General features: G+C 72.6%; 13 protein-coding genes. 6 read left to right on the forward strand and 7 right to left on the reverse strand.

Annotation, left to right across the window (positions count from 1 at the left end):
• Window positions 1-94 precede the first annotated feature (94 nt).
• Window positions 95-751, forward strand: coding sequence for a phosphate signaling complex protein PhoU (phoU, locus tag DEJ13_RS15600; RefSeq protein ID WP_056120489.1), 657 nt, complete (start codon window positions 95-97; stop codon window positions 749-751).
• Window positions 752-840: 89 nt separating this feature from the next.
• A complete protein-coding gene (locus DEJ13_RS15605; protein ID WP_056120487.1) occupies window positions 841-1380 on the forward strand; it encodes a P-loop nucleotide/nucleoside kinase family protein in 540 nt (179 codons plus the stop codon).
• Window positions 1381-1443: 63 nt separating this feature from the next.
• Here the strand turns inward: DEJ13_RS15605 and DEJ13_RS15610 are convergent, their stop codons facing one another.
• On the reverse strand, window positions 1444-2190 hold the full coding sequence (locus DEJ13_RS15610; protein ID WP_056120484.1) for a phosphoglyceromutase: 747 nt from the start codon (window positions 2188-2190) through the stop codon (window positions 1444-1446).
• A gap of 44 nt (window positions 2191-2234) precedes the next feature.
• Here DEJ13_RS15610 and DEJ13_RS15615 point away from each other — a divergent pair, with 44 nt between their 5' ends.
• Window positions 2235-3008 (forward strand): class I SAM-dependent methyltransferase, encoded by a 774-nt coding sequence (locus tag DEJ13_RS15615; protein WP_056120479.1) that lies wholly within the window; start codon window positions 2235-2237, stop codon window positions 3006-3008.
• A gap of 24 nt (window positions 3009-3032) precedes the next feature.
• Here DEJ13_RS15615 and ygfZ read toward each other — a convergent pair whose 3' ends face one another.
• The 3 genes from ygfZ to DEJ13_RS15630 all read right to left on the reverse strand — a co-directional run bounded on the left by ygfZ (window position 3033) and on the right by DEJ13_RS15630 (window position 5126).
• Window positions 3033-4100 (reverse strand): CAF17-like 4Fe-4S cluster assembly/insertion protein YgfZ, encoded by a 1068-nt coding sequence (ygfZ, locus tag DEJ13_RS15620; RefSeq protein ID WP_111106394.1) that lies wholly within the window; start codon window positions 4098-4100, stop codon window positions 3033-3035.
• Window positions 4100-4708, reverse strand: coding sequence for a heme-binding beta-barrel domain-containing protein (locus tag DEJ13_RS15625; protein WP_056120475.1), 609 nt, complete (start codon window positions 4706-4708; stop codon window positions 4100-4102). Before DEJ13_RS15625 ends, ygfZ begins: the two co-directional genes overlap by 1 nt.
• A gap of 136 nt (window positions 4709-4844) precedes the next feature.
• Window positions 4845-5126: a hypothetical protein gene (locus tag DEJ13_RS15630; RefSeq protein WP_056120472.1), complete on the reverse strand. Its 282-nt coding sequence runs from the start codon at window positions 5124-5126 to the stop codon at window positions 4845-4847.
• Between the two features lie 85 nt (window positions 5127-5211).
• On the opposite strand from DEJ13_RS15630, the gene DEJ13_RS15635 reads away from it, so the two are divergent.
• From DEJ13_RS15635 to DEJ13_RS15645, 3 genes are all read left to right on the forward strand, one after another.
• Entirely contained in the window at window positions 5212-5898 is a 687-nt protein-coding gene (locus tag DEJ13_RS15635; protein ID WP_056120469.1) for a winged helix-turn-helix domain-containing protein, read from the forward strand.
• A complete protein-coding gene (gene mshD / locus DEJ13_RS15640) occupies window positions 5895-6734 on the forward strand; it encodes a mycothiol synthase (protein ID WP_111106393.1) in 840 nt (279 codons plus the stop codon). Before DEJ13_RS15635 ends, mshD begins: the two co-directional genes overlap by 4 nt.
• A 175-nt stretch (window positions 6735-6909) precedes the next feature.
• Complete coding sequence (locus DEJ13_RS15645) at window positions 6910-9039, forward strand: serine/threonine-protein kinase (protein ID WP_258374052.1); 2130 nt, start codon at window positions 6910-6912, stop codon at window positions 9037-9039.
• A 291-nt stretch (window positions 9040-9330) separates the two neighbouring features.
• Here DEJ13_RS15645 and DEJ13_RS15650 read toward each other — a convergent pair whose 3' ends face one another.
• The 3 genes from DEJ13_RS15650 to DEJ13_RS15660 are packed head-to-tail and all read right to left on the reverse strand — an operon-like array spanning window position 9331 to window position 17750.
• A complete protein-coding gene (locus DEJ13_RS15650; RefSeq protein ID WP_111106391.1) occupies window positions 9331-13581 on the reverse strand; it encodes a type VII secretion EssC family protein in 4251 nt (1416 codons plus the stop codon).
• A 30-nt stretch (window positions 13582-13611) separates the two neighbouring features.
• Window positions 13612-14991, reverse strand: a complete 1380-nt coding sequence (locus DEJ13_RS15655; RefSeq protein WP_111106390.1) for a type 1 periplasmic-binding domain-containing protein — start codon at window positions 14989-14991, stop codon at window positions 13612-13614.
• Complete coding sequence (locus DEJ13_RS15660; protein WP_111106389.1) at window positions 14988-17750, reverse strand: hypothetical protein; 2763 nt, start codon at window positions 17748-17750, stop codon at window positions 14988-14990. The genes DEJ13_RS15655 and DEJ13_RS15660 overlap by 4 nt, the downstream gene beginning before the upstream one ends.
• Window positions 17751-17832 lie beyond the last annotated feature (82 nt).

Genomic DNA, 17832 nt, shown 5'->3' on the forward strand with positions numbered 1-17832 from the left:
CCAGGCCGGATCGCGAAGCGTTCAGGCCCGGGACACCGACCGTTCACCTGGGCTGACGACACTCTCCCGGTACGCAGAGAGAGGCACATCCCCCATGCGCGAAGTCTTCCAACAGGAACTCCAGGACGTCCAAGAGCGTCTCGCCGAGATCGCCGGGCTCGTCGAGTCCGCGATCACTCGGGCCACGCAGTCGTTCACCGAGTCCGACGTGGCCCTCGCCGAAGAGGTGATCGCGGACGACCAGAAGATCGACGACGCGGCTTCGAGCCTCGACGAGATCGCGATCGACATCCTCGCCCGACAGGCCCCGGTCGCCCGCGACCTGCGCGTCGTCGTGACCGCGCTGCGTGTCAGCTCGTCGCTCGAGCGCATGGGCGACATGGCCGAGCACATCGCGCAGCTCACCCGCCAGCGCTTCCCCGAGAAGGTCGTGCCGAAGGGGTTGCGCGGCACCTTCAAGAAGATGGGCCAGCTCGACGTCGCGATGGCGCAGAAGCTCACGCGTCTGCTGGCGACCGAGGACATCGCGCTCGCTGGCGAGATCCGGGACGAGGACGACGCCATCGACGAGCTGCACGCCAGCGTGTTCGACTTCGTGCTCGGTGAGACGTGGAAGGGTGCCCCGATCGACACCGTCGACGCCACCCTGGCGTCCCGGTACCACGAGCGCTTCGCCGACCACGCGGTCTCGATCGCGAAGAAGGTCGAGTACCTGGCCACCGGCGACTGGGTCGGTTCGACCAACCCCTGAATCGCGTCCCGACCGGCCGATCCCGCTCCCCGCGGGGCCGGCCGTTCGTGCGTCCGGCGCGCGCCCGTCGGTCTGGGAGGATCGAGGACATGGCCCAGGTCGCGATCATCGTCAACGGCATGCCCGCCTCGGGCAAGAGCACGATCGGAGCAGCCCTCGCCGAGGTGCTCGGCTGCCCGTTCCTGTCGAAGGACCGGATCAAGGAGCCCCTCGCCGACATCGCCGGTCCGATGATCCCGTCACGCGAGCTCGGCGCGATCGCGATGAGCACGATGTGGCAGATGGCCGGAGCGGTCGACAACGGCGTGGTCCTCGACGCCGTCTGGCTGCCGTCGCGTGACCGTGCCTTCCTGGAGGCCGGGCTCGCCACCGCAGGGTCGCCGCGCGTCGTCGAGGTGTGGTGCCACGTCGACGCGGCGACCGCCCGCGGCCGGCTGGCGGACCGGTACGACCCCGGCTCGCCGCTGCGCCACGAGGTGCACGGCGACCTGGCTGACGTCCTGGCGTTCTGGGACGAGCACGGTGCCACGGCCGGCCCCATGGACATCGGCCCGGTCGTCCGGGTGGACACCACGGCACCATACGACGTGGGCGAACTCGTCCAGGAGATCGCGTCGCACTTCGTCTGACGGCAGCGCGGACACACGAACGCCCCACCCGTTGCCGGGCGGGGCGTTCGTTCGTCCGTCGTGCTACTTCTTGGCGCCCTGGGCGGCGACCGCGGCGGCTCCGGCAGCGGCGGCCTCGGGGTCGAGGTAGCGCGAGGGCCCGGTCGGACGGAAGTCGTCGTCGAGCTCGTACACCAGCGGGATGCCCGTCGGGATGTTGAGGCCCGCGATGTCGTCGTCCGAGATGCCGTCGAGGTGCTTCACGAGCGCGCGCAGGGAGTTGCCGTGCGCGGTGACGAGGACCGTCTTGCCCGCGGCGAGGTCCTTCGTGATGTCCGACTCCCAGTACGGCAGCAGCCGCTCGATGACGAGCGCGAGTGACTCGGTGCGGGGCAGGTCGTCACCGAGGTCGGCATAGCGGCGGTCGCCGTGCTGCGACCACTCGGCGTCGTCGGCGATGGGGGGCGGCGGGACGTCGAACGAACGGCGCCACTCCATGAACTGCTGCTCGCCGTACTGCGCGAGGGTCTGGGCCTTGTCCTTGCCCTGCAGGTCGCCGTAGTGCCGCTCGTTGAGGCGCCAGTCGCGCTTGACCGGCAGCCATGCCAGGTCGGCTTCGAGCAGGGCGATGTCGGCGGTCTGGATCGCCCGCGTCAGGAGCGAGGTGTACAGGACGTCGGGGACGATGCCGGACTCGGCGATGAGCTCGCCGGCGCGCTTCGCCTCCTTCTCGCCCAGCTCGGAGAGCCGGACGTCGACCCAACCGGTGAACAGGTTCTTCTGGTTCCAGTCACTGTTGCCGTGACGGAGCAGGACGAGCGTGGAGGTCATGCCCCGGAGTCTACCGAGCGGGCCGCTCCCCGTAGCCTGGTCGCATGCCGATCGGGAACGTCACGCGCGGGACGACCGGGCACAACCGGTTGCGTCGCGTCGACCGGTGGATCGCGTCACTGCCCGCGCTGCGGCGGACCGCGGACCCCCTCGTGGCAGACGTCGGCTACGGCGCCAGCCCCACGACGACGCTCGAGCTGCGCGACCGCCTGGCCCTGGTGCGGCCCGACGTCGAGGTCACCGGCATCGAGATCGAGCCGTCCCGGGTCGCCCTGGCGAACGCGGGGGCCCGCGATGGCGTGACCTTCCGGTTGGGCGGGTTCGAGACCCCGACACCCGGGGGTCGTCGCGCGGCGGTGATCCGGGCGTTCAACGTGCTGCGGCAGTACGACGAGTCCGAGGTCGCCGCGTCGTGGCGGGTCATGCAGGACCGGCTGCAGCCCGGCGGTGCGCTCGTCGAGGGCACGTGCAACGAGGTCGGACGGGTGGCCTCGTGGGTGACGCTCGACGACGTCGCACCGCGCACGTTCACGGTGTCGCTCCGTCTGGCCGAGCTGGACGTGCCGAGCATCGTCGCGGAACGGCTGCCGAAGGCCCTGATCCACCGGAACGTGCCTGGCGAGCGCGTGCACGCCTTCCTGCGCGACCTCGACCTGGCGTGGGCCGTCGCCGCACCGCTGGGCACCTACGGCCCACGGCAGCGGTGGCTCGCGGCGGTCGCGGGCATGCGGGACCGCGGGTGGCCGGTGTTGCACGGCACGACCCGGTGGCGGCTCGGCGAGCTCAGCGTCCCGTGGTCGGCCGTCGCCCCGCGCTGACGGCGGTCGGATGCGTGCGCGGGGTCAGGAGCGCTTGACGGCCCCGAGGCGGGGCAGCCGCGGCACGTTCGCGGTCGCGCCGGCCTGTGGCGGGACGATGGTCTCCTGCGCCGCCGTGACCACGACGTCGTCCACCGTCAGCGTCAGCGTCGCCACCGGGTCGAGCGAGCGCTTGAGGACAGCCAGCCCGATCGGCCCGAGCTCGTGGTGCACCGCCGACGCCGCCAGCCGCCCCACCACGACGTCGTCGAGTGCGACCGAGGTGCCCGGAGCGGGCAGGACCGCGTCGGATCCGTCGAGGTGCAGCATCACGACCCGGCGCGGCGGGTGCCCGAGGTTGTGCACCTTGGCGACGGTCTCCTGTCCGCGGTAGCAGCCCTTCGACAGGTGCACGGCGGAGCGGAGCCAGTCGAGCTCGTGCGGGATCGTGCGCTCGTCGACGTCGGTCAGGGCTGGACGCCAGGCGGCGATGCGCAGGGCCTCGGCTGCGAGGAGCCCCGCGACCGGCCGGTCGGACGCGGCCAGGGCGATCGCGGCATCGGTGTCGAGCACCGCGATCCGCAGCGTCCAGTCGGAGCCGGGATGGGCCTCCTGGCTGGCGTAGCCCCACCCACCCGGCGTGACGGACGACCACGGGTCGACCCACTCGACGACCGCGCCGTCGACGGGCGCAGCACCGGCGAACGAGCCGATCGTCGCGAACGCGGGCGAGCGGTCCTGGACCTCGACGCGGAGCATGAAGCGCATCGAGGAGAGCCAGGCGGCGAGCGGAGCGGCGTCGGCGGACTCCGTCAGCAGCCAGGTGGTGGCGCCGTCGTCGACGACCCGGGCAGCGTGCTCGACGCGACCGGACTGGTCGAGCACCAGCGTCTCGGTGCTGACGCCGGGTGCGAGGCCGAGCAGCAGCTGCGAGGTGATCGAGTTCAGCCAGGACAGACGGTCGGGTCCGGTGACCGTGACCACGCCGAGCCCGAGCTCGACGACGGCTCGACCGTCGGCGAGCGCACGCTGCTCGCCGAGCGGGTTGCCGAAGTGCGCCGCCGGGCCGAGGTCCGAGGCGACGAAGCCGGCTCGCTCGGCGAAGACGGCCATCAGTCGACCTTCGCGAGCTGCCCCGAGGCGTGCGAGGTCAGCGCCCGGCCGAGCGCCGCGATGTCCCAGGCCCAGAAGAGCTTGCCCTCGACGAGACCGTACATGCGCGTCGCGGCGGCGTAGTCCTTGGCGTTGGCCGAACGCATGACGGCGTCGGTGGCCAGGTCGATGCGGCCCTTGCGGACCTGTCCGACGTACAGCTCGTTGACCCCGGTGGGGTGGATGATCGCCGCTTCGATGTCGAAGCCGTCGTTCGTGTTGCGCAGTGCCTCGACGCTCTGGGTGGTGCCGAACGGCACGACGCCGTCGCCGAGCAGCATCGCCGGGCCGCGGTCACCGGGTTCGGACGGTCGGTCGAGCCGCCAGTAGCCCATCTCGGCCGCGAGCGGGGTGTGCTGCTCGTCGAGGAGCCAGGTGGTCGAGGAGTAGTTGAGGTACGGCAGGCCGTCGTGACTGAAGCTGACGCGCTGGCCGAACTCGTAGTTGCGGACGTCCGGCTCGTCCCCCTCGCCCACGGGGTACTCGACGACGCCGGTGCCCTCCCAGACGCCGACGAGCCACGACAGCGGGACGAGTTCGGCGGCCAGGCCCTCGGGCAGTTCGATCAACGCTGGCCCTTGAACAGCTTGACGACGACGGTGACCGAGACGAACGCGATCGCGAGCGACGCCAGGCCCAGCAGACCGACGTAGAAGAGCTCGAGGGCTAGCAGCGAATCCATGGCCCGAGTCTACGCGGCCCGGCTCAACGCGCCAGGAGCACCACGGCGGTCACGAGCACCACGACGAACGAACCGGACGAGGCGATGCTGATCCGCTCGACCAGACCGTCCTTGGTCGCGGTGATGAGCTGCAGGACGAAGCTGACCATCACCGACGCCACGAACACGAGCAGCAGCCACGCGAAGGGGTCGCGCTCGCTCACCGTCAGCACGAGGACGGCGCCGACGATCGACAGCAGCCAGACGGGCAGCACCGACGTCAGCTGCAGTCGACGTTGGTCGGCGGGCGGGACGGGCTCGGTCACGTGCCCATCATTGCAGGCCGGATCGGGGCACATCCCGAGCATCAGTAGGATGTTCCGCAGACGTCTCACCCGTTCTGGAGGTCCTGTGGCACAGCTCCTGGTACTCACCTCGGCCGCGCCCGGCGACGTCCTGCCGAGCCTCGGGCTGCTGAGCCACCGGATCCGCCACGTGCCCGCCGAGGCAGCCCAGCTGGTCAACGCACCGCAGAGCGACCTGATGTTCGTGGACGCGCGCACCGATCTGGTCAGCGCCAAGGCCCTCTGCAAGATCCTGTCGACGTCCGGGTCGACGACGCCGATCGTGCTCGTCGTGACCGAGGGCGGGCTGACCGCGGTCACCAGCGAGTGGAACGTCGACGACGTCGTGCTCGAGACCGCCGGCCCCGCCGAGGTCGATGCGCGGATCCGCCTGAGCTCCGGTCGCGCCGCCAAGAACCAGACGGGCACGAAGATCCAGGCGTCGGGTGTCGTCATCGACGAGGCCAGCTACTCGGCGAAGGTGCGGGGCAAGCCGCTCGACCTGACGTTCAAGGAGTTCGAGCTCCTGCGGTTCTTCGCCACGCACCCGTCGCGGGTCTTCACCCGTGAGCAGCTGCTGAGCGAGGTCTGGGGCTACGACTACTTCGGTGGCACCCGCACCGTCGACGTCCACGTCCGGCGGCTGCGCGCCAAGCTCGGCGACCTCGAGTCGCTGATCGGCACCGTCCGCAACGTCGGCTACCGCTTCAACGTCTACGACGACGAGGCCGAGCGGCTGACCGGACAGTCGTGACCGACCTGTCGCAGTTCACGGTCCCCGGCGAAGCACCGCCGTTCTCGGACCAGACGCTGGTCGACGTGCGCGCCGGTCGGGCCGCCGTGCTCGAGGAGCCCTCCGGGCATCCCGACGGGGTCGCGGTGGTGCGGGAGGGCGAGCTGGAGCTCGTCGTCCGACTGGAGGCCCGTGGCACCGGCATCGGGACCCGGCTCGTCGAGCAGGCGCTCGCGCTGGGCGGCGGGGCCGCACCGCGGCTGGCCTGGGCGCACGGGGACAGCCCGGCGGCCCGCGCGATCGCGACCCGGTACGGCTGGGCCGCCACGAGGACCCTGCTGCAGCTGCGCGCGCCGGTGCCGGATGCCGGAGTCGACCCGGACCTCCCGTCCGGCTTCATGCTGTCCGGAGCCGTCACCGGTGGCGGCGCCCCCTCGGTCGACGAGACCGACTGGCTGGACCTCAACGCCACGGCCTTCGCACACCACCCGGAACAGGGCTCGATGACGCTCGACGACCTGCGCGCTCGCGAGGCCGAGCCGTGGTTCTCCGGCGACGACCTGCTGCTGCTGCGCGACGCGACCGGTGCGCTGGCGGGTTCGTGCTGGCTCAAGGTCGAGGACGGCATCGGCGAGTTCTACGCCGTGGCCGTCCGTCCGGACCTGCAGGGACAGGGACTCGGCGGTGTGCTCATGCGGGCCGGGACCTCGCGGCTGGTGGGTCGTGGGCTGCGTGCGCAGGCGCTCTACGTCGAGGGCGACAACGAACCCGCGCTGGCGCTGTACCGCCGATCCGGGTTCACGCAGCACGCGATCGACGTGCAGTACGCCGCGCCGGAGCACGCCGCCAGCCAGTGACGACGTGCAGAACGCCGCGCCGGAGCATGCTTCCTGCCGGTGACGACGTGCAGTACGCCGCGCCGGAGCACGCCTCCGGCCGGTGACGACGTGCGGTACGCCGCGCCGGAGCCGTCGTCCGGCCGGTAACATGGCACGGTCGGCGAGGGGCCGATCAGTTCGAGTCGGGGGATCCGTGACGGAGCACATCCGGGCGCAGTACGGCGCGGGGGAACCGCTCGGTGCGGCCTACCGTCTGGTCGAGTTGCTCGGCACCGGCGCCACGGGCGAGGTCTGGCGCGTTGCGCACCACGCCAGCGGCTCGGAGTTCGCGGCGAAGCTGCTGCGCGCCGAGCTGGCCGCCGACCCCGGCATCGTCGAGCGGTTCGTCCGAGAGCGCTCGGTGTTGCTCGCGCTGCAGCACCCGTCGATCGTGCGTGTCCGTGACCTCGTGGTCGAAGGGGACCGCCTGGCGATCGTGATGGACCTGGTCGATGGTGGCTCGGCACGCGACCTGCTCACCGCGTCCGGCACGCTCCGGCCTCGCGACGCCCTGACGATCACGGCGGAGACGCTCGATGCACTGGCCGCAGCGCACGAGCGGGACGTCACCCACCGCGACGTCAAGCCGGACAACGTGCTGCTCGACGCGGCGTGGGCGCCGGACGCGACGGGGCTCGTGCGGGTGACCGACTTCGGGATCGCGTCGGTCGTGGCCGAGCGCGAGCGCACGACCACCGGGCTGCTCGGCACCCCGCAGTACATGGCTCCTGAGGCGATCAGTCACGGGCGCTCCGGACCGGCCGCCGACGTCTACGGCGGGGGCGTGATGCTGTACGAGCTGCTCGCCGGACGGACGCCCTTCGCCGGCCCCGGGACGGACTTCGCGGTCGCGTACCGGCACGTCACGTCGCTGCCGCCGGTGCTCGACGTCCCCGGTCCGCTGTGGTCGGCCGTGTCCGCCATGCTCGCGAAGGATCCCGCGGCCCGGCCGTCCGCGATCGAGGCTGCTGCGACGCTGCGGCGGTTGGCGAGGTCGCTGTCCGGGGTGCCGGCGCTCGAGTTGCTCGGGGCCCCGGAGACGTTCGCCGAGGTGGAGCGGCCGGCGACCGTCGTGCGGGGTGTCGGCGGAGCGGGTCCTGGTTCCGGGTCTGGTCCCGGGACTGGCTCAGCGGCGGGTCCGTGGGCTGGTACGGGGGCAGGTGAGGGTCCGGATGCCGGTCCGGCACCGGAGCTCGGTCCGGCTGGGTCCCGGACGGTCGTCCGTCCGATGGCCCGGCAGCCGATGCCACCCATGCCGGACGACTCGATCGCCGCCTCGTCGCGGACCGGTCGGTTCCAGCGGCCCGACTGGCTGACGAACCGAGCGCTCGGTTCCGGTGCGCTCGGCGTCGTCCTGGTCGCAGCGCTCGTGGTCGGAGCCGTCGTCTGGCTGCCCGGTGCCGGCGGCTCCACGCCCGGACGACAGGCCTCCGCCCAGGCCGCGAACGCATACCAGCAGGACCGGCCGCTGCCGACGGGCCTCACGACGACCCGCAAAGCGACGCTCGACCCCGAGTCGGGCGCGATCGAGCTGACCGTGACCTACACCGCGCAGGAGGCCACCCTGTCCGGTCCGCTGGTCGAGGTCCTGCCGAGCGCCCGATCCGGCGGCGGGTCCGGCAGCGCGTCCGTCGGCGGGTCCGGCAGCGGGTCCGGCAGCGCGTCCGGCGGCGCGTCCGAGTCCGCGTGCCCGACCGTCCGCTGGCGCGAGGGCGACGTCACCGCAGCCCGGAACCAGCCGTTCGTCACCGGTGTCGACACCGCGTGCGCGTGGTCCCTCACCGGCGCGCGGATCGCACCCGGGGCAGACGTCGCGGTGCAGGCAACGGTGCGGGTGCCCTCGGTGACCGACGGGGCGTCACTGCAGACGTGGCTCGACGCCGTGGGGACCGCGACCACGGGGGTCCTCACCGACCAGGCGGTCTCGGGGACGGCCTACCCGGTGCAACGGCTGCAGGACGTCGTCGTGCAGACGCCGGACCGCACCGTCAGCCAGACGACGCTGCCCGTCACCCTGGTCCCCGTGTGGCCGAGCGGGACCGACGAACTGAACCCGCTGTACCGCAGTCCCGCGAGTGGTTCACCGTCGCAGATGCTGCAGGACGTGGCCGGCGGCGAGTCCGGCGTGCGGTTCGCCGACGGGTGCTCGGGTGCCCTCGCCGTGTCGTCGGACGGGCTCGTCGTGACCGCGCTGTCAGTGGCGCCGTCGTGCACGGTGCGGGCGTCGGTCGGGGCGTTCTCGGACCTCGAGAGCGCGCCGTTCGGCATCACGACGCGGAACTGACTGACGTCGTCGGCCCGCCGCCGGGCCCCTGCGTGCGGCTGACCACCCGGTCGGCGGTTGCCGTCACGGTGTGCGGCTGACTACCCGGTCGGCGGTCGCGGTCACGGTGTGCCACTGACCGCCCGCTCAGCCGCCCCGGTCACGGTGTGCCACTGACCGCCCGCTCAGCCGCCCCGGTCACGGTGTGCCACTGACCGCCCGCTCAGCCGCCCCGGTCACGGTGTGCCACTGACCGCCCGCTCCGCCGCCCCGGTCACGGTGTGCCACCGACCGCACGGTCCGCCACCCCGGTCACGGTGTGCGGCTGACCGCCCCGTCCGCGGTTGCGGTCTGGACCAGGCGGACGCGACCGCCGGAAACGGCGTACCCGCGGCCGACCGTCATCGCCACCGGGGACCGACGCGGGACCTGGACACCGAGCAGTTCGCCGTCGTAGTCGACGTCGGGCTGGAGCAGTACCCCGCACCGGGCCTTCCGGACCGCCTTCGTCCAGTGGCTGTAGAGGGAGCGGAGGTCCGCCGACCGCCCGGCGGCGACCACGCAGAGGCCGGGACGCTCGGACGCGATCGCGCCGGCCAGCGCCTGGTCGCTGTCGTCGAAGCGCTCGGCGTCGTCCACCAGCAGCAGGACGGGTCCGCGCTCGAGCCGCAGTCCGGCGAGCAGCGCGGGGACCTCGTCCGGCCCGACCGCCAGCCGGTCGAAGTCGCCGGCGGCGAGTGGTGACCGGCGGTCGCAGATCGTCCAGACCGCGGGTCGCGTACTCTCGGCGGTCCGGGCGGCGTCAGCGAGCGCCATCAGCACGCTCGACTTGCCCGACCGTGCCGGGCCGGCGACCAGGACGTGCTCCCCCTCGTACACCTCGAGCACAGCGGTGCCCAGGTCGTCCTCGGCCAGGCCGATCGGCACGCGCCACGGCTCGGAGTCGAACGACGCCCGGGTCGACAGCTCGGTCACGGACACGATGTCGGGCAGACGGCCGACCGCGCTCGCCTTGCGCGGGGCGTCGGCCCAGCGACCGGCAGCCTGCGCCACGGCGTCGGCGAGGGTGCCGGCGGGCGTCGCCACGTGCGACTGCAGGCGCGCGACCGAGTCGATGAAGCGTCCGGGGACGGGAGGTGGGACGTCCTTCGGGCGCACGCCGATCGACGAGTAGTCGTACGGGTCCGCGAGCCGGAACAGCCACTTCTGCGTGGTGACCTCGTCCATCGCGCTCGGCACGGCCTTGGCACGCGTCGCCGACACCGCGAACGAGATCCCGAGCGCCGGCCCCTCGGCGTACACCCGGTACAGCCCATCGAGCAGCTGCTGCCCCTCGAAGTCCTGGTACTCGTCGCGCAGGGCGGCGAGCCCGTCGATCAGCACGATGGCCCGACGTCCGCCCGGCGCAGCGCGACGTCGTTCCAGGTCGGCGCGCAGGTGCCGCAGGAACCGTGCCTGGAGCTCACCGGCACCCGGGCCGGAGCCGACGTACGCCGTGGTGTGCGGCAGGTGCTGCAGCGGTGCGAGGTCGCCGGCGCCCATGTCGAGCACGAGCAGGTCGAGGTCGGTGGGGTCTGTCGAGGCGGCGAGTTGCAGACCCATCGCTGCGAGGGCCGTGCTGGTGCCGCTGCCCGGGATCCCCATGAGCATGACGTTCCCCTGCGACAGGTCCCAGCCGGTCGTGACCTGGCGCTGGTGGTCCGGGTCGTCGGCGAGTGCGACCGGGACGACGTCGGCACGGACCGACGCCGGCTCGAGTGCGGACCGGTCGACCCGCTCGCCGAGGGCCTCGGGCCAGATCGGTCGCGGCGGAGCGTACCCGGCGGCGTCGTTCGCCTGGCGGACCGCGTCGATCAGCCGGTCGAGGTCGGTCTCGTCGGCGGCGGTCGACCCCGCCGAAGGTGCCGCAGCGGCGACACCGAACACGTCGGTGGGTCGGACGAGCACAGCGGCCCCGACCGCGGCGTCGCGCGCACGACCGGTCACGAGTGCGGTCTGCACGGGCGTGATGTCGTCCTGGCCGAGCTTCACGTAGGCGCGTCCGGTCTGCTGGCGACTGATCGCCGAGGCCGCGGGGACGCCGATGACGTTGACGGAGTCCTCGCGACTCTGCACGCGCAGTGCGACGCGCATGTTCGTGTTCGCCAGGATGTCCTCGCTGACCACGCCGGCTGGTCGTTGCGTCGCCAGGACCATGTGCACGCCGAGGGTGCGTCCGACCGCGGCGATGCTCACGAGCGAGGTCAGGACGTCCGGGAAGTCCTTGGCCAGCATCGCGAACTCGTCGACCACGAGCAGCAGCCGGGGCATCGGCTCCGTGGGTCCTGTCGCCAGGTAGGCGTCGAGGTTGTCGATGTCGGCACCGGCCTCGGCGAACACCCGCTGCCGACGCTCGAGTTCCGCCTCGAGCGCGCGCAGTGCCCGGTCGGCGAGCTGCTCGTCGAGGTTGCTGATCGTGCCGATCGTGTGCGGCAGCCGCTCGCACGCGGCGAAGGCAGCCCCGCCCTTGAAGTCGACGAGCAGGAAGTTCAGCGTCGTCGGGTCGTTGCGAGCGGCGAGACCGGCGACGAGGGAACGGAGGAACTCGCTCTTGCCGGAGCCGGTCGTCCCACCGACCAGCCCGTGGGGACCGTCGCGGACCAGGTCCAGCTCGAGCGGACCGGCCTCGGACGAGCCGATCGGGGCGGAGACCCCGGTGCGGGCCTCCCACGAGGCTCGGACGGCCGCCGGTGTGTCGACGCGCACCAGGTCCGGGAACCGGACGAGCGACGGCAACGAGGCGCCGGGGACCGACAGCTCGGGGTCGTCGAAGTGCGCCAGGTCCCGCGCGCAGCGTTCCGCCGTGCCGGTCGAGAGCCCGGCCAGCACGACGTCGTGCACCTCGGAGCGGTCCTCCGGGCGGGACACGGTGGCTGCGGCGTCGGTGTCGACCGTGATGATCGTCGTGCACGCGGCGGGCAGCTGCTGCGCACCGGTCGCGATGACGATGCCGCTGACCCGCCGGGGCTGCTCGCCCGGCCGGGGCGACCGGCCGGGGACCGACCGCCCCTGCCCGAGCAGGCTGCGCGCGGGGGCGTCCCGGCCCTCGGTCAGCACCTCGGAGTCGATGACCACGAGCAGGTTCGGGGTGGGCAGATCGTCGATCGAGTCGCGCAGCCCGCGGAGCACCGCGGCGCTGTGGTCGCGGTGCTCGGACATCCAGCGCTCCCCCGTGCTGCTGCCGGCGACGCGGGTGTGCGGCAACCAGGAGGCCCAGGCCCAGTCGTCCTGACGCCCCTGGTCGCAGAACACGCCGATGGTCAGGTCGGCCGGGCCGCAGTGCACCCCGGCCTGCGCGAGCAGTGCGCGGGCCAGGGCGAGTGCGCCGTCACGGTCACCGACGATGCCGACCACGCCGGCGTCGGTCAGGTCGGCCACGACCGGGGCCGCGGTGAGCCGGCTGTCGGCGATCGCGGCCTTCGCCTCGTCCTCGAGCTTCGTCGATGTCGCGCGCCCGTCGACCTGCGGGCGCCACGGCACGTCACCGGTCCCGGCGTGCAGCGTCAGGAAGTCCGGGTCGTCCGAGCGTCGCTGCCAGAGCGTCGTGGTCGGCAGGGCAGCACGGCGCACGACCGTGGCCGGGTCGGGGACGAGTTCCTGACGGCGTGCGGCCTCGACCTCGGCTGCGGATGCGATCTCCTGGCGGAAGGTCTCCACGGCGGCGGCGAAGCGCTGGTCCTCTTCTCGCAGGTTCTTGGACCGGCTGTGCTTCTGCTCGAACCACATGCCGATCGCCGTAACCGGGCTGAGCAGCGCGAACAGTGCGAAGCGGGCGTCGCCGAGCAGCAGGACCATCGCGCCCGCCAGCACGAGCGGCGCGGCCACGGTGATCCAGCTGAACTTCGACGCCGGTGGGACGTCCTTGCGGGTCGGCGGGACGACGGTCTCCTGCTCGGTTTCCCGGCCGGGCCGCGGGGGCCGGTTGAACGGCGCGGTGGCCGCCGGGGTCAGGTTCGGCAACGCGCCAGCCGGGGGCACGGTGGACTCGGCCAGCGTCGGTCGCACGAGCAGCACGGCGCCGCCGACGATGACGCTCGTGGTCCCGGTGACCAGGACGCCCTCGGCGTCGAGGCGTGCACCGCCGACGATGGTGCCGTTGGTCGAGCCGGCGTCACGGATCCGGATGCGGTCGTCCTCGTGTTGGAGCGTGCAGTGTTCCCACGACGCGCTCTCGGTCGGCAGCACGAGGTCGGCCTGCGGCGCACGCCCGACGACGAACGGTCGCGAACGCGGCACCGGCAGGACCCGACCGACGTCGAGGCCACCCGCGAGCGTGACCGTCCACCCGTCGGTCGTGCGGGGACGCATCTCGGGCGTGCGGGCGATGCGGGACCCCTCGAGCAGGACCAGGTCGCGCAGTGGGGTCTCGGCGCTGGTGATGTGGGCGTCGACCGCCAACGTCGCGCCCGGTTCGAGGACGTGTCCTGTCGCCGCCTGGACGAGCTGCCCCAGGCTGGACGTCTCGGCCCAGCCGTCCACCTCGACCGCTTCGACTCGGTCGTCGAGCTCGATCACCACCCGCATGCGCGTGCGCTCCTGTCGTCATTCGTCGGGTCAGCGACCCGTCGTGCCCGACGTGTCCGTGCCCGACGTGTCCGGGAACCACACCAACGTCGACGTCGAGGCCGCTGCGGGCCGGAGCCCGAGGGCCTGCGCCGACGAGGCCAGGACGGTCGCCCGGGCCCCGAGTGCCTGCGGGTCTCCGAAGTCCAGTGCCGGACCGGCGAGGCCGTCGTCGGCGTCCAGCGGTGCCGATGCGAGGGCGTCGGTCACGGTCTCGGGAGCGGTGCTCCGCGCGGTACCGACGGCGTGTACCAGAGCGATCACAGCGTCGTGACTGCGCGAGTCGGCTCCGGCGGCCACCGCCGAGAACGGCTGGTCACCTGTGAGGTTCTCCGCATCCAGGTCCTTCGCCCCGACACGGACCGCCCCGAGGAACGCGGACATGGCACGCCCTGCGGCGTCCCCGTCGAGCGCCGTCGCGTCATCGGTCGCGACTCCGGCGGTCCGGAACGTCCCGGAGACGCTGCCGCCGGCAGTGGTGAGTGCCGCGCCGAACGCCGGGCTCGTCGCATCCGAGGTGAGCACCACCGGGACGGTCACGTCGGCCGCCTGGAGGGCCGCGACGAACGCCCCCTGACGCGCAGCAGTGCCACTGACGACGACCGCGTCCGAGTCGACTGCCGTCGCGCCGTCGGTCGGGTCGCCGGTGGTGGCGTCCGCGGAGGGCTGGGCAACACCGGTCCGCTCGGCCACCGTCGTGGCGAGGACCGTCAGGTCGGTGGCGCCCGCGGAGAGGACGTGCGCGACGCGCAGGCCGGTCGGCGCTTCCCCGCCGAGGTCGACCAGCAGGGGCGAGTCGGCTCCGCCGAGCGCCCGCTGCATCGCGGTCGCGAGGGACTGCACCGACGGCGCCGTCGACCACGCGTCGTCGGTGTGCTCGGCGTACGGCAGCACGACCGGGACACCGGCGTCCGATGCGGCCTCGGTCGATGCAACCACGTGCGCACCCGAGGACGCGACGACGATGCCGGCGACACCCTGACGGACGAGGTCCTGCACGGCCGCACGTGCACCCGCGGTGGTCCCGCTGTCGTTCCGGGTGACGAGCTGCACGCGGGTGCCGCCGAGCTGCAGGCGACGCTGCGCGACGACCGCGCCCTGGGCGGCCTGGTTCCACTCCGACCCCTCACCGTCGCCAAGGGTGACCACGACCCCGATCGCCGTCCGAGCCGGCACGTGCTCGACGGTCACCGGGACGGGGATCGTGGCCGGGACGGCCTCGGCCGGCTCGGCCGACAGCGCGCGGAACGTCAGCACCGCCGCGACGACCGCGGCGACCAGCAGGACGGCCAGTCCGATGAACAGGAGCCGACGTCGGGAGCCGTGCCGGGCCTCCTGGCCGTCCTGGTCTCCCTGCGTGTCGGCGGTCATCGTGCGCCCCCGATGCGGAACGTGTACAGGGTGGTCGACGTGGCGCCCGATGGCAGGTCGAGGGCGAACGCCGGCAGCTTCGTGGCGGCGTCCAACGACGCCCGGAGCTGCTGCTGCTGGAGCAGGATGCCTGCCACGTCTTCGGCACGGACGTTGGCGTAGCCGGCGGCGTTCTGCGACGCGAGGGCGAGCTGGTAGTCAGCGGAGTCGGACTTCGCCGCACTCGTCGCCATCGCGCCGAGGATGCCGGAGCCGTTGACCTTGCGGTCGCCCAGGTCGAGCATCACGCGGTTGAGGTCACCGGTCAGCAGGGTCCGCGCGCCGTCAACGTCGCGGGTGGACGCGCTCGTGCTCGCGTCGATGCGCTGCAGGCTCGACGCCGTCTGCGCGTCGACAGCGCTCGACAGCGCGCCGCTCTCCTGCTGCAGCGTGCCCTTCTGCTTGTCGATCGTGCCCTTCGAGTCCGCCGTCACCTGACCCGAGGTGGAGCGGAGGCCGGAGATGGACGCGTCGAAGGCCTTGACCACGGCGTCCCGACTGCCCGTGGCGGTGTCGCTGACCTTGCGGACCTGCTGGCCGATGATGCCCTGCACCTGCTCGGCGGAGTCGTCCGAGGCGTCTTGGAACGCCTTCGTGACCGCTGCCTGCAGCGTTTGCTGCTGGTCGCTCACGGCGACGAGCAGCGTGTGCACCGTGTCGCTCTGACCATCCGCCTGCGTGACCAGGTCGTGCAGCTCTTCGACCTTGCCGCTGATCGTGCCGTCGTCGTTGCTGATCGCCGCCCGGACGTCGGCGACCGCGCCGGCAACCGCGTCCAGATGCGCGGCGAGCGTCGCGACCGCACCGCCGACACCGGTCGAGGAGTCGGTGGCGGTGGCTGCGACCACGGCGTCCCAGGCGTCGGACTGCGCCGTGAGCCGCTCGTCCATCGGGGTGGTGAAGCCCAGGCCCGGCTGGAGCGTCGTGCCGTCGGGAGCACCGGCGCACGGAGTCGCCGTGAGGGAGCCGCGCAGTGACGCCGCTTGGTCGGGGGTGAGCTGTCCGGCGGCTGCCAGCAGGCAGAGCTGGTCGGCGACGGCGCCGTTCTGTGCCTGCATCGACGTGCTCAGGAACCGGTCACCGGCCGTGCCGAGCTCGGATCGCGCCGAGGCTGCCTGGCGGTTCACGGTGCGCAGCGACTCCCGGAGCGGGCCGAGGTCCTGCTTCGCCTGCGTCACTGCGGTGTCGAGCGCGTCGAGCGTCCGTCCGACCGTGCCGTCGCCGTCGCTGCCCAGGCCGTCGAGCGACGTGGCCAGCTGCCCGAGCGTGCCGTTGAGCGCGTCCGACTGCTCGATCGCCTTGTCCGCCAGCTCCGGATCGAGCTGGTCGGCGAGCGCCTGGCCCGTCGCGACGAGGCCGATCAGCGACGTCGCCACGGCGGACGAGGACGCGAACAGCGCGCAGGTCAGCGAGTCCTGGTTGGCGGGGACCGCGCACGTCGTCGTGCCCGGGTCGGTCGGACCGACGGCGGAGGCCAGCTGCATGCTGACCTGCTGCTTGCAGGCTTCACTCGCGTCGGCGTACCCGTTCAGCTGTGCCGACACCCGCAGCAGGTTGCCGTACACGCTCGAGCCCGTGGTCGGCATCGTCGGCGTCGCCGCACAACCCGTGCCGTCCAGCGTGACGGGCGGAGCCGTGGCCGAGGTGCCCCCGAGCAGCGCGTCGAGGCTGGTCGTCGTCTGCTGGAGCTGCTGCAGGACGGTCGACTGCGTGGCCTTCGCCGTCGCACCGAGGTCGCTCTGCAACGAGCCGAGCTCGCCGGTGAGCGACTGCATCGTGCCCGCCAGCGCCGTGCTGCTCTGCTGCAGGCGTTGCGCCGTCTGCACGCCGAGGGTCTCGGACGTCGACTCGAGGTTCGACCGGACCTCGGTGATGGTGCCGCCCGCACGGGCGAGCACCTCGTTCACCTGCGCGATCAGGTCGATCGTGCGCCGCTGCAGCGCCAGCTCGGAGTCCGTGTCGGACCCGAACGCACCGTTCATCACGCCAGCGGAGGACAGGTCCGTCGTGATGCCGGGCTGCGCCGCGATGTCCACGGTCGGTGCCGCGAAGTCCTTGACGTCCGCCACCAGGTGCAGCGTGCTGCTCGCGCCCGAGGTCGGCGGTGCCAGCAACCGCCCCCACTGCACGACCGCATCGCCGTCGGCGTTCGTGCTCACCACGCCGTCCGTCGCCGTGCCGTCGGCATCGGCGCTGTCGGTCACGATCCGGTTCGCGGCGGTACCGGTCAACACCGTCGACGCCGCGATGCTGAACGGGGCACCGACCAGTGCCGGCGTCGTCCGCGAGGAGCCCGCGACGTCGTACGTCAGGTTCTTCGACCGGACCGTCAGGTTCTCGATCGTCAGGTCGATCTCGACGCGGCCGGAGTAGCCGTCGAGGTCCGCCAGGTCACTGCCCGTCGTCTTCGACGTCGTGTACTGCGTGGTGACGCGGAGCGGCAGGTCGCTCGTGGCCTTCGCCGGGTCGTGATCGGTGGTGGCGCTGGACGAGTCCGTGCCGGAGACGGAGATGGCGGTGCCCTGGATCGACCGGACCGCGCCGTCCGCCGCGAGCCGGGTGTCGACCGTCTGCAGCACACGCGACGGGTCCTTGACGGGCTCGGCGCCGGCAGTACAACCGGCGAGCACCAGAGCGGCGGCACCGGTCAGTGCCGCTGCCCCAAGGACACGGCGTGCGACCTGTCGTTCGCCAGTCGTGCCGGCACGCTTGATGACCACGTTCTTTCCCCCCGAGAGAATGGACGACCCCGTCGATGCTGGTTGTCGGAACAACGCTGGGACCGCTCCGGACGGCCCGTGG

It is taken from the genome of Curtobacterium sp. MCLR17_007, assembly GCF_003234655.2.
In the GTDB taxonomy this organism is placed as follows: domain Bacteria; phylum Actinomycetota; class Actinomycetes; order Actinomycetales; family Microbacteriaceae; genus Curtobacterium.